The sequence below is a fragment of the Streptomyces nodosus genome (assembly GCF_008704995.1).
In the GTDB taxonomy this organism is placed as follows: domain Bacteria; phylum Actinomycetota; class Actinomycetes; order Streptomycetales; family Streptomycetaceae; genus Streptomyces; species Streptomyces nodosus.
In genome coordinates, this window is sequence record NZ_CP023747.1 from 3,060,675 (window position 1) to 3,073,660 (window position 12,986).

A 12,986-nucleotide genomic window follows, 5' to 3' on the forward strand; every position below is an offset into this window, starting at 1 on the left:
GGGCGGCGGGCGGCTGCCTGACGGGAACGGCGCTGTTCCCGCTCGGGCACGCCATCGAGGCACTGTGCCCCGATGGCGTGCTGTCCGCCACGGCCGGTCCCCGCCCGGGGCCCCGGCCGGGGGCCTTGCCCCGTGCTCCATGGCGGGCGGCCCTCGGCCGGTCAGGCGTGGGCCGGTGCCTCGTCGTCGCCTGCTGTTGCCGGGAGCGGGATCGAGATCGGGGTGTCCGGTTCGCCCAGCATCAGGGTTCGTACCACTCGTTCGGCCGCTCGGCCGTCGTCGAACTCGCAGAACCGGTCCCGGAACCCGGAGCGCAGTTCCGTCGCCTCCGTGTCCTGCCAGGAGCCGGAGGCGAAGAGCCAGGTCAGCTCGCGGTAGGAGCGCGAGACATGCCCGGGCGCGCCCGCGGTGATGTCGAAGTAGGCGCCCCTGCTCGCCGTGTACGCGCCCCAGTCGTCGGCGTGCACCACGATCGGCCGGTCCAGATTGGCGTAGTCGAACATCAGGGCCGAGTAGTCCGTGACCAGGGCGTCCGAGGCGAGCATCACCTCCTCGACCCGCGGCCAGTCGGTGGCGTCCACCAGCGCGCCCCGCCGGTGCAGCTCCGCGAGCCCCATCCCGCGGGCCGGACCCTTCGCCAGCGACGGGTGCAGCCGGACGACGAGGGTGTGGCCCTCGCCCAGGTCCTCCGCGAACCGGGCCAGGTCGAAGCGCTCCACATGACCGCCCCGCACATGGTCGCGGCGGGTCGGGGCGTACAGCACGACCGTGTGGTCCTCCGGGATGGAGTGCCGCAGGCGGAAGGCGGCCCCGTCGTCCGGCTTGGCGTTGACCAGGACGTCGTTGCGGGGGCTGCCGGTGCGGGCCGAGGCGAAGCGGCAGGGGTAGGCGCGGTCCCAGACCAGCTCGGAGTGGCGGTTGGCGACCAGGCTGTGGTCCCAGCGGTCGGCGCGGCGCAGCATCCCCGGCACATCGACCCCCTGCCGGGCGCCCGGCTTGCCCAGCAGATCGGCCCCCATGTACTTCAGCGGGGTGCCCTGATGGGTGTGGACATGGACGCTGCCGGGGCGTTTGGCCAGGACCCGGGGCCAGTTGACGTTGTTGACGAAATAGGTGGCCCGCGCGGCGAGGCGCCGGTACTCCAGGGAGTCGGGCAGGACGTACTCGATGTCCGGCGGCAGCTGCTCCACCTGGTCCCGGCGCACCACCCACACGCCCCGGATGTGCGGGGCGAGATCGCGTGCCGCGCGGTGGATCGCGGCCGGATCGCCCAGCACCCCGCGGTGCGAGAACGCCGAGTAGAGCGCCAGGTTCGGGTCGAGGGGCCGCCGCTCGTGCGCCCAGGACCAGCCGCGCTTGACCCGTTTCACCGCTGCCTTGCGGGCCCCCCGGGCACGCCGGTCCAGGGCGCTGCCGGCCGCCGCGGCCCGTCGCCGGGTCAGATAGCGCGCGTAACTCCCCTCCAGCACCCGCAGTTCGGCGGGGACCGGCGTCGAGGTGCGGTGTCTGCGGAAGAGTTCGGCGGTGCGCCGGAAGAACTCGCCCTTGTCCGACGGGGGCAGCCGGTCCGGCTTGGCGAGGATGTCCAGACAGTGCTCACCCATCTTGCGGTGCAGATACGGCCGCCAACGGGCCAGCTCCGGGTGGGCGTCCACATGGGCGAACACCCGCTCGTACTGGTCGTGGATGTCGAAGTGCTTCCGGCTGGTGGTGGACAGGATGTTGCCCTGGCGGCGCTGCCGGTAGTGGACGCAGATCCGGTCCAGGGCCGCGATCCGCCGGGCGCCGAGCAGCACCGGGAACGTCCAGGGCGTGTCCTCGTAGTAGCCCGGCGGGAAGCGGAAGCCGTGCTCGGTGACATAGCCCCGGCGGTAGACCTTGTTCCACACCACCATCAGCAGTTCCAGGATCTCCGGGCGCTCCACCGCGGTGAAGGTGCCCACGGACGCCTCGGCGAGCACCCGGGCCAGCACATTGCGGCGGGTGCCGCCCCACCAGTAGGTGCGGGCGTAGTCGAAGACCAGGACGTCCGGGTCGCGTGCCTCCTCCAGCCGGTCCGCGATCGCCCGCAGCGCCCCCGGGGTGAGCGTGTCGTCGCTGTCCAGGAAGAAGAGGAAGTCCCCGGTGGCGTACGGCATTCCGGCGTTGCGGGCGCGGCCCAGACCGACGTTCTCCGGCAGATGCAGCACCCGCACCCTCGGATCGCGTTCGGCGTACTCGTCGAGGATCGCCCCGCAGCCGTCGGGCGAACAGTCGTCGACGGCGATCACCTCGAAGTCGGCGTACGACTGCCCGAGCACCGAGTCGAGGCACTCGCGCAGAAATCCCTGCACCTTGAACACGGGGACGATGACACTGAAGCGGGGCACGGGAATCAGCTCCTCACGAGGGCGTGGGCCGGGGCCGGGATGCGCTCGGCGAGCGGGATCACGGGCGGGATCGACTCCGGCGGCTCGCCCAGCAGCACCCGGCGCACCACGCGCTCCGCGGCGCGCCCGTCGTCGAACTGGCAGAAACGGCGGCGGAAGGCGGCCCGGCGGGCGGTGGCGGAGCCGTTCGCATAGGAGCCGTCGCGGAAGACGGCGGCCAGTTCCTCGGGCGTCCGGGCCACCCGGCCCGGCGGCGCCTCCATCAGGTCGAAGTAGACGCCCCGGGTCTCCCGGTACACCTCCCAGTCGTCGGCGTACACCACGATCGGCCGGTCCAGATTGGCGTAGTCGAACATGATCGACGAGTAGTCGGTGATCAGCGCGTCCGCGGCCAGACAGACGTCCTCGGAGGAACGGTGCCCGGTGACATCGATGATCCGGCCCCCGGCGCGCTCCACACCCCGGTCGTAGAAGTAGTGGGCGCGCAGCAGCACCACGAAGTCCTCGCCGACCGCCTCGCAGAACGCCTCCAGATCGAGGCGCGAGTCGAAGCCGGTGCTGTAGTCGCGGTGCGTCGGCGCGTAGAGCAGGGCCGTCCGGCCCTCGGGGACGCCCAGTTCGCGCCGGAGCCGGGCGACGTCCTCGGCGGTCGCGGTGTAGTAGACGTCGTTGCGCGGATAGCCGTACTCCAGGGTCTCGTAGGAGCCGGGGAAGGCCCGCTCCCACATCTCGGTGGAGTGCCGGTTGGAGGAGAGGTTGAAGTCCCAGCGGTCCACGCGCGCCAGCAGCTTGGAGAAACTGCCGGTGGTGGCCGCGACCACGGGATACGTCGACTGGTCGACGCCCATCTTCTTCAGCGGGGTGCCGTGCTGGGTCTGCACATGCACGCTGCCCGGCCGTTTCACCATCCCGTCGGCGAAGTTGGCGTTGTTGATCAGGTACGTGGCGCGGGCGAGCAGGTCCCAGGAGGCGCGGCTGCCCAGCACCGCGTACTCCACGTCCTTCGGCAGGCCCGCCACGGCCTCCGGCTCCACCAGGAACACCGAGCGGATGTGCGGGGCGAGTTCACGGGCCGCACGATGGATCGCGGCCGGGTTGCAGCTGTACCCACGGCCCCAGTAGGCGCAGTACACGGCCAACTCGGCGTCGAGCGGGCGGCGCAGGGCCAGCGCATAGTGCAGCCGGGTACGCAGTCCACGCGGCCGGAGCGTCCCGCGCCGGGCCCGCGCCGCGACCCGGCCGCCGCCGCACAGCACCCGGAACGCGCCGTAGGCACCGGCGGCGAGCAGCCGGTGCCGCACCCCGGGCCGGAAACCGGCCGGGCGCCGGCGGCGGTAGAGCCGGGACGCCCGCCGGAAGAGGCGGCGGCGCCACCGCGCGGGGAGCCGTTCCGGCTGCGCGGCGGTGTCCAGCACCACGGAGAAGAGCTGCGCGAACAGCGGCCCGAGCCGGTCCTCGGGCAGACCGGCCGCGACCGCCCGGTCCAGCACCAGCTCGACCTGGTCGAGAAGGTCCGTCCGCTGCTCGCCGGGGCTCTCTGGCCCGGGGCCCTGCCGGCGCAGCAGATGCCTTACGCACACCGTGCGCAGCACCGCCACCCGCTCGGCGGCGATGGTGACCAGACCGCCCCAGCCGAGGTCGGCGAAGGGGCTCGCGGGGAACACCAGGCGATGCCCGGCCACGAACGCGCGACGGTAGGCGGCGCTCCAGGCCGGCACGGACACCCCGGTCAGCTCCGGGGCCTCACCGGGGGTGAAGGCACCCTCGGGCGCCTCGCCCAGCGGGGGAGTGGAGGTCTCGCCGTCCCACCAGTGCACCCGCTGATGGTCGAAGTAGAGGACGTCCACCTCGCCGGTCTCCGTCAGACGGGCGTCGATCGCGGCGAGGGCGCCGGGCGTCAGGACGTCGTCCCCCTCGAGGAACAGCAGATAGGTCCCGGTCGCGGCGCCCGCCCCGGTGGTCCGGGCCACTCCGGGGCCGCCCGAGGACGGCGACGTCATGGGCACGACCCGGTGGTCCCGCTCGGCGTACCCGGCGGCGACCGCGCCGGCCGGTGAGCCGGGCGCGTCACAGACCGGGATCAGCTCGAAGTCGCCGAAGGACTGGGTGAGGACGGAGTCCAGTGCCTGGGACAGCCGGCCGGCGACACCGGAGGCGGGGACGATGATGCTGAAGCGGGGCATGCTGCTCTTTCTCTAGGGCTCCCGGTTTCCGCCCCGGGGCCGGTGCGTCATGGACGTGCGCGCGGGTCAGAGGCGCTCGGTGAGCACCGCACGGCGGGCGGGCGCGGGGACGGTCGCCGGTGGCACGGCCGGCGGGCACGCCATGGCGGCGGGGGCCGGACGGCGGTCCGCGGGCGGGACCACCGGCGGTTGCCAGGCGCTCTCCCCGAGGACCACCCGGCGCACGATCCGCTCGGCGGCGCGCCCGTCGTCATGGGGGCAGAACCGCTCGCGGAACGACGTCCGCAGCCGCGCCGAGCGGGAGTCGCACCAGCGGCCGCCGGCGAAGACGTCGATCAGCTCGTCCTCGTCGCGCGCGATCGCGCCCGGCGGGAAGCCGCGCAGATCGAAGTAGGTGCCGCGGGTCGCCTCGTACGTCTCCCAGTCGTCGGCGTACACCACGATCGGCCGGTCCAGATTGGCGTAGTCGAACATGATCGACGAGAAGTCGGTGACCAGGACGTCCGAGGCCAGGCACAGCGACTCCACGCTCGGACGGCCGGAGACATCGATCACCCGGCCGCTCGAGGTCCGCGCGGGCGGTGCGCCGTGCCCGGGGTGGGCACGGGTCAGCAGGACGAAGCGCGGGCCGAGCCGTTGCAGCAGCCGCTCCGGATCGAGGGCGGGACTCCCCTCGCGCCGGTGGTCGCGGTATGTCGGCGCGTAGAGGATCGCCACCGAGTCCTCGGGGATGCCGAGGGTCTGCCGCAGCCGGGTCACATCGGCCGCGGTGGCGTGCGCGAAGACGTCGTTGCGGGGGAGCCCGTACTCCAGCGCGGTGAACCCGGAGGGGTATGCGCGCTCCCACACCAGGGTGGAGTGACGGTTGCCGGACAGGACGTAGTCCCAGGTGTCGGCGGAGCGCAGCATCCGGGCGAGGTCGGTGTCGCGGGGGCCGGCCGGACGGCCCAGGAGGTCCAGGCCCATCCGGGCGAGCGGGGTGCCCCGCCGGGTCTGGATCAGCACCTGGCCGGGGCGTTTGACCATGCGGTCGTCGAAGTCCGCGTTGTGGACGAGGTATGTGGAGCGGGCCAGTGCGGTCCAGTACGCGGCCGAGCCGGGCCGCAGCCGGCGGGTGGCGACCGGGACGGTGTGCTGGTGCTCGGGCCGGGCGATCCACGCCGTGCGGATGTGCGGGACCAGCTGACGGAACGCCGACTCCAGGGCGCCCGGGTTGCAGCCGTAGACGCCTCCCCCGTCACGGGTGAAGACGGCCCGGTCGGCGCGCAGCGGGAGGCGGAGCTGGACGCGGTAGTGCGCCCGCAGCGCGAGAGCGGTCAGCCGGCGGCCGGTCCGGGCGGCCGTGCGCCGGACTCCGCGCGCCGGCCGGGACACCGCGGACAGCAGGCGGTAGGTGCGATGGGCGCCGAAACGGATCAGCAGATGCCGCGGTTCCAGTGGGGGGCCCGGGACGCGATGGCGGCGGTAGTGGGCGCGGGCCCGGCGCAGGAACTCGGCGCGGCTGTCCCGGGGCAGCCGGTCGCGCCGGGTGTAGACCGTGGCCAGATGGCCGACCATGCGGTGGAACAGCGCGGGCCGCCAGTGGGCGAGTCCGGGGTGCGCGTCGAGATGGGCGAAGACCCGGTCGTACTGGTCGAGGACGTCGAAGTGCTTGCGGCTGGTGGAGCCGAGGATGCTGCCCCGGCGGCGCTGGCGGTAGTGGACGCAGACCCGGTCGAGGGTGGCGAGGGTGTCCGCGCTCAGCAGCACCGGGAACGTCCAGGGGGTGTCCTCGTAGTAGCCGGGAGGGAAGGCGAAGCCCTCGCGCTCGACGAACTCCCGGCGGTACGCCTTGTTCCACACCACCATCAGCAGGGACAGCAGGCCGGGGCGGTCGTCCAGGCGGAACGGCGCGGGGCCCTCCTCGTCGAGCAGATGGGCGAGTTGATTGCGGACGGCCTGGCCGGTCCAGTACGTGCGGGCGTAGTCGAAGACCAGCACATCCGGGTCGGAGGTCTCCTTCAGCCGGTCGGCGATGTCCCGCAGCGCGCCCGGGGTCAGGGTGTCGTCGCCGTCCAGAAAGAGCAGATAGTCGCCGCTCGCCCGCTCCAGCGCCGCGTTGCGGGCCCGGCCGAGTCCCATGTTCTGCGGCAGATGCACCGGGTGCACCCGGGGGTCACGGGCGGCGAACTCGTCGACGATCGCGCCGCAGGCGTCGGGTGAGCAGTCGTCCACGGCGATCACCTCGAAGTCCGTGTACGACTGTTCCAGCACGGAGGTGAGGCATTCCTGGAGGTACGCCTGAACCTTGAACGCGGGGACGATGACACTGAACCTGGGCAACGGGCATCCATGGGATCGGCGCGGGCATACTGCCCGGAAACGGCCGATGACGCCCTTTGGTTACGCCGGACGTGGCAAGCGGGGGAACGCGGGTGGAAAACCCAGGTGAACGGCGAGGAGCGGGCCGGGGCCCGGCCCACCCGTGAACTTCCGTGCGGACGGCGCCGTTTGACGCTGCCCGACGGGCCGCCGGAGGCGAACCGCCGCGGGAGCGCGCGGCGGACGGCCCCGCGGGATCACCCTCGGGACGAACACGCCCGTGACCGAGGAGCCCCGGTCACAGCAGTGAGGGGACCTCGGTCGCCGACACCGACCGTGCCGCCCTCTCCAGCGCGCTCGCCAACAGGGCCAGATCCGTGGGCCCGTTCCCCAGCTCGCGGACCGGACGCCGGGTCGGCGGGTCGCCCATGCGATGCCACTCCAGCGGGACGACCGTGGGGCGGAGCGTCGCCGTGCGAGGGATGCGCCCCGTGATCCGCCCGCCCTGGAAGGGCGTCATCGTGCCGTCCGGTCTCGTCAACCGTCCACGGCCGGGGGCCGGTTCGTCCGCGCCCGAGGACACCTCCTCCAGGGCGATGCGCAGCGGGGCCGTGCGGGCCGGCTCCCACTGCGCCGTCCGTCCGCCCGGGTGCGTGGCGGCCACCAGATGCACCCCGAGCCGGCCCCCGTGCAGGGCCACCGCCTCCAGCGCCCTGACGACCGACCCGGCCGCCGGGCGGCCCGGTGAGCCGAGCGCCGGGGACAGCAGTGCGTCCAGGTCGTCGACCAGCACCACCAGCCGGGCCAGCGCGGGCCCCGGCTCCGGTTGCCGGCGCTTCGCCCCCGGCCGCAGCCGCAGGGTGGTGCTCGGCGGCGAGTCCAGGTCGCCCGAGGCCGAACCCCCCGCCCGCTGCGGCACGATCCGGCTGCCCGACACCTCCCGCTGGAGGTGCCATTCGATGAAACCGAGCCGCCCCAGCAGCTCGGCCCGCCGCTTCAGCTCGGCACTGAGGGACTGCGCGAACTCCCGCATGCGCACCGGGTCGTTGGCCGCGAGATGGGTGGTGACATGCGGCAGATCCGTGCACACCCCGAGGCCGTCACCGCCCCGCGCGCCGTTCTCCGCGCGGTCGCGGCCGTCGACCAGCACCAGCCCCAGCCGGTCCGGACGCTCGACCGACGCCAGCGCCGCGGCGATCGAGCGCAGCAGCTCCGTACGGCCGCTGCCGGGCGGTCCCTCGATCAGCAGATGCGGTCCCTCCGCGGCCAGATCCAGAGGGACCGGACCGCGGGGACCGGCGCCCAGCACCGCCCAGGCGCGCCCGCCCGGCGCCCCGGGGTCGTCCGTCGCGTCCGCCCAGCGCGCCATCAGGGAGGCGGGGGTGGCCCGTGCCAGCCCCAGCTCGTCCAGCAGCCGCGCCATCTGCGGCAACGGCGCCGACACCCGTGGGTGCCGGTCCCCGCCGCCGTCCGGGCGCAGCGGGGCGAGCGCCCGGGCGAACCGCTCCGCCCAGGCCGGGGACACCGCGTCCACGGCGGCGACCGTGCCGTGCCCCACCGGGGCACGCGTGCCGCGCACGCTGTCCGTGCCCTCCCCGGGCGCGACCCGCAGCAGTCGCAGGGCCGTCGCCACATCGCCGCTCAGCAGACCGACGGCACCGCACTCACGGAACGCCGGTGAGACCGCGCAGGCCGCCTCATAGGTCTGGGTCACCGGTGAGGCGGGTGAGCAGGAGGGCGCCTCGGCCAGGCACAGCAGATGGATCCCGGCCCGCGCGCCGTCCCGTGCCAGCCGCACCAGGGCCTCGCGCACCTCGGCACCGGGATCGCCGTCCACGACCACCACCGTGCAGGGACCGGTGAAGGCGCCGTCCTGCACCGGGGAGGGACGGCGTCGGCCGGCGCCTCGCCGCGCGGGGGCGTCCTGAGCGGCCGGGTGGTGCCAGCTGCCGTACGTGCGGCCGGTCGGGCCGGACGGGCCCGTCGCGCCGGTGACGCGGTCCGTGCCGGTCGTGTGGTCCGTGACCGTGGGGCGAGCGGCACCGGACGTGGCGGGGGAGCCCGCCGGTTCCGCCAGGTGGTCCTTGAGCCGGCGCAGCAGCTCGTCCGTACGGGCCACCGCCTGGTCGGCGTCGTACGCCAGCAGCAGCCGGCAGTCCTGGCCGTGGCCCGGGCGGACCTGGGGGAGCCAGCCGAGCCAGGACCAGTCGGCGGTGCGCTCCGCCAGTGGACGGGAGCGATCGGCGCTGATCAGGACCAGCTCCAGGGCATCGGGGGAGTGCAGCGCGGCGAGCTGTGCCAGCACCGCGCGGGCCAGCCCGGTCAGCCGCTCCCGGGGCCCGGCCAGACCCAGCGCGCCCACCTCGCGCAGCCCGGCGGTCACCGGGACGGCGGGCAGCACCCCGGAGCCGTCCGGCGACACCCGGTCGGCCGTGCCAAGCCGCACCGTGAGCGCCTCGGGATGGTCGGGGCCGCGCTCCCACAGCCGCGGTCCGGGGCCGAGCGCGGTCAGCAGCAGGGCCGCGGGGTCGGGCCACTTCTCCGGGGCCCGGGCCTGGAGGGCCGCGAAGGCCGGGACGCCCCCCTCCTCGTACGCCGTCCGCCCGGCGCCGCCCTGGTCGAAGCGGCTCCCGGCGAGCCGGCGCGCCCATGCGGTGAACGCGCCGCGCCTGCGCAGGCCCGGCGGCACCTGGATGCCCCGGGGCGGGGTGCCCTTGCGGGTGCCGTCGAACACCATCGCGCCCCCGGACACCGGGACCGGGTTCTCGACCGAGGGGGCGCCGCCCTGCTCCGGTACGGCCGGCGCCGCGGGGCCCTCCTCCGGTCGGCGGGGTGGACCCGAGGGACCGGGGGACAGCGGTTCCCCGGTCCGGTGCTCCTGTGCTCCCGGGGCGTGGCCGCCCGAGGCGCCCCAGGCGGTGTCGCCGAAGCCATGATGGGTGTCACCGGAGAGGCTCCCGGCCGGGGTGGGGCGGTCCGTGCGGGCAGGACCGGGCTCCGGGGCGGCGGTGCCGGAGCCGTGCCGTCCGTCCCGTGGGGTGCCGTCGCCGCCGGTGCGGCCGCCCCTGGCGGCGCCGGGCGCGAACCCGCTCACCCGTCCCGTGCGTGCGCGCGGCTCGGCCGTCGTCGTGCCTCCCGGCTCCTCTCCGAGGACGCGGACATGTCCCTCGCCGTCCGGCGCCGTGCCCACGGACCTTATGCCGCGGGACGCGGCCAGCCGCAGGGAGGACTCGCCGAGGCGCAGCAGGGCCCCCGGGGCGAGACGCACCGGCTGGTCGGTCACCGGGCGGCCGTCGAGCACCGTGCCGTTGGTGGAGCCCAGGTCGGCGACCGAGACCCGGCCGTCGGCGGTGACCGTGACCGCGCAGTGCAGCCGGGAGACGTCCGGGTCGTCCAGCGGCACGTCCGCGTCGGCGGACCGGCCGATGCGGATCACCCCGCCGTGCAGCAGATGGACACCGCCCGCGTCAGGGCCCGCGACCACATGGAGCTGGGCCGCGTCCTCGTCCGGCTCGGGGCCCGGCTCCGCGGGAGCGCCCAGGGTCAGCACCGCGCCGTCCAGCAGCGGCGGCTCGCCCAGGGTGCAACGCTGTGCGTCCAGCCGCTCCGTGCCCGCGTACAGCACCACGGGCCCGCTCCCGGGCTCCCGGCCCCGTTCGCTCGAGGAGGCACCCCCGCCCGCTCCCGCCGCCGCGGCCAGGGCCGAGGCCACCGCGGCCAGCGCCGTCCCGGCGGGCGCGGTGACCAGCACATCGCAGCTTGCGGCGCGGGCCCGTGAGGTGGGGGGCGGGCCCTGCGGATCTACGACGGTCAGCCGGATCTGCATCGCCGTCAGCGGTCCCTTCTGCGCGGACGCCCGCGCACGGGGACGGAGCCGAAGTCGCGGTCCCCCACCGCTACTTCCCCCCACCGCACACGAACACATCGGCCAGTACGGGGAGCATCCTCGCACCTGCCACGGACAGTGCGCCCGCCGCCCGCAGCCATGTGATCTTGATTGGTCGGCTCTGCCCCCAAAAATGCCTGCGCGGTGCCCGGCCGCGGTCCGCTTGAGACCGCTCACGCCTGGTTCGGGCAACCTGGTCACCGAGGCGGACGTCTTCTCGTCGTACCCCCACGGAGACGGAGGTGCGGGTGGTGCGGGGCGCGGTGATCTCGCCGCCGTCCTCCGCGGTTGTGGAATGACGCCCATGACGGTGGAATACGGCGGTGTACGGACGGGCCGCCGACCGCCCGGTGCCGCGAGCGACGGCACTACAGTGGGGCGGAACACCAGTAGCACGGTGGACGTACCAGGCAAGCAAGCAGCAGGGAGCGCATGACGTGCGGCCGGTCGGCAGCAAATACCTGCTCGTGGAACCGCTCGGACGCGGCGCCACGGGCACCGTCTGGCGTGCCAGCCAGCGGGAGGCCGCGGGCGCCGAGGCGGCCGTCGCGGGCCAGCCAGGCGAGACCGTGGCGATCAAGGTCCTCAAGGAGGAGCTGGCGAGCGACGCGGACATCGTGATGCGGTTCCTGCGGGAGCGGTCCGTCCTGCTGCGCCTGACCCACCCGAACATCGTGCGGGTGCGGGACCTGGTGGTCGAGGGCGATCTGCTGGCGCTGGTCATGGACCTGGTCGAGGGTCCCGACCTGCACCGCTACCTCCGCGACAACGGCCCCTTCTCGCCGGTCGCCGCATCCCTGCTCACCGCGCAGATCGCCGACGCGCTGGCCGCGAGCCACGCGGACGGAGTGGTGCACCGCGACCTCAAGCCCGCGAACGTCCTGCTCAAGCAGGAGCACGGGCAGATGCACCCGATGCTGACCGACTTCGGTATCGCCCGACTGGCCGACTCGCCCGGTCTCACCCGTACCCATGAGTTCGTGGGCACGCCCGCCTATGTCGCCCCCGAGTCCGCCGAGGGCCGTCCGCAGACCTCCGCCGTCGACATCTACGGCGCCGGCATCCTGCTGTACGAGCTGATCACCGGGCGCCCGCCGTTCGCCGGGGCGACCGCCCTCGAAGTGCTTCACCAGCATCTGAGCGAGGAGCCCCGCCGTCCCTCCACGGTGCCCGACCCGCTGTGGACGGTCATCGACCGCTGTCTGCGCAAGAACCCGGACGACCGGCCCAGCGCCGAGAACCTGGCGCGGGCGCTGAGGGTCGTGGCGGAGGGCGTCGGGGTGCATGCGAACTCCGCGCAGATCGCCGCCGCCGAGGGTGTGGGCGCGCTGCTCGGGCCGGACCCGGCCCCGGCCGCCGTGCCCGGCGCCGCCGACGCCACCCAGGTGCTGCCGCAGGGCTCGGCCTCCTTCGACCCGAACGCGGCCACCAGCGTCCTGCCGCACACCGTGGACTCCGCGGACCCCACCGCCATGCTGCCGAACACCGGCGCGGCCGACCCCACGGCGGTGCTGCCGCCGGTGCCGCCGGGGGCCGAGCCCGGGCAGCAGGAGCCGCACCCCTGGCAGAACCAGCTGCGCGCGGCCCGCGACCGCAACGAACAGACCCAGGTCCAGTACCTCGACCCGGAGCAGGACCCGCTGCGCCGCAGGCCGCAGCGGCAGGTCGCGCGTCCCCAGCAGCGGCCGCAGCAGCCCGGGCCCGGGTACGGATATCAGCAGCAGCCCCAGCGGCAGCAGTACGCGCCCGCCCCGCAGCAGCAGCCCCAGCGGCAGCAGTACGCACCCGCCCCGCAGCAGCAGCCCCAGCGGTATGCGCCCGCGCCCCAGCAGCCTCAGCAGCCCGCCCCGCGGCCGGCGCGCGAGCCGCGTCCGCCGCGGCAGCGCAGCGCCAACCCGATGAAGATCCCGGGACTCGGCTGCCTGAAGGGGTGCCTGTTCATGGTCCTCATCCTGTTCGTCGCGGGGTGGCTGGTGTGGGAGTTCAGTCCGCTCCAGGGCTGGCTCGGCACCACGAACACGTACTGGGACCAGCTGAAGGACTGGTACGACACGGTGACCGGGTGGTTCGGCTAGAGCAGCTGAGGAGCCGGGGGCGACGGGCCGTCGGCGCGGCGCATGCCCCCGGCACGACCCCGGAGCGGTCCGGGCATGGGGATTTGTCGACACCCAACGGATGATTTCCGTCTCGGCGGTGAAGGCCGTCGCTCCGGACGCGTAGGTTTGTCGACCGGGACCCGCGGGTCGG

General features: G+C 74.4%; 5 protein-coding genes. 1 reads left to right on the top strand and 4 read right to left on the bottom strand.

Annotation, left to right across the window (positions count from 1 at the left end; translation table 11 throughout):
• Nucleotides 1-161: 161 nt before the first annotated feature.
• The 4 genes from CP978_RS13835 to CP978_RS13850 all read right to left on the bottom strand — a co-directional run bounded on the left by CP978_RS13835 (nt 162) and on the right by CP978_RS13850 (nt 10,679).
• A complete protein-coding gene (locus CP978_RS13835; RefSeq protein WP_043440715.1) occupies nt 162-2,369 on the bottom strand; it encodes a bifunctional glycosyltransferase/CDP-glycerol:glycerophosphate glycerophosphotransferase in 2,208 nt (735 codons plus the stop codon).
• Between the two features lie 5 nt (nt 2,370-2,374).
• Nucleotides 2,375-4,552, bottom strand: a complete 2,178-nt coding sequence (locus tag CP978_RS13840) for a bifunctional glycosyltransferase family 2 protein/CDP-glycerol:glycerophosphate glycerophosphotransferase (protein WP_043440713.1) — start codon at nt 4,550-4,552, stop codon at nt 2,375-2,377.
• Between the two features lie 66 nt (nt 4,553-4,618).
• Nucleotides 4,619-6,874: a bifunctional glycosyltransferase/CDP-glycerol:glycerophosphate glycerophosphotransferase gene (locus CP978_RS13845; RefSeq protein WP_043440709.1), complete on the bottom strand. Its 2,256-nt coding sequence runs from the start codon at nt 6,872-6,874 to the stop codon at nt 4,619-4,621.
• A gap of 277 nt (nt 6,875-7,151) precedes the next feature.
• Nucleotides 7,152-10,679, bottom strand: a complete 3,528-nt coding sequence (locus CP978_RS13850) for an FHA domain-containing protein (RefSeq protein WP_043440708.1) — start codon at nt 10,677-10,679, stop codon at nt 7,152-7,154.
• Nucleotides 10,680-11,176: 497 nt separating this feature from the next.
• Here CP978_RS13850 and CP978_RS13855 point away from each other — a divergent pair, with 497 nt between their 5' ends.
• Nucleotides 11,177-12,814, top strand: a complete 1,638-nt coding sequence (locus tag CP978_RS13855; RefSeq protein WP_043440705.1) for a serine/threonine-protein kinase — start codon at nt 11,177-11,179, stop codon at nt 12,812-12,814.
• Nucleotides 12,815-12,986 lie beyond the last annotated feature (172 nt).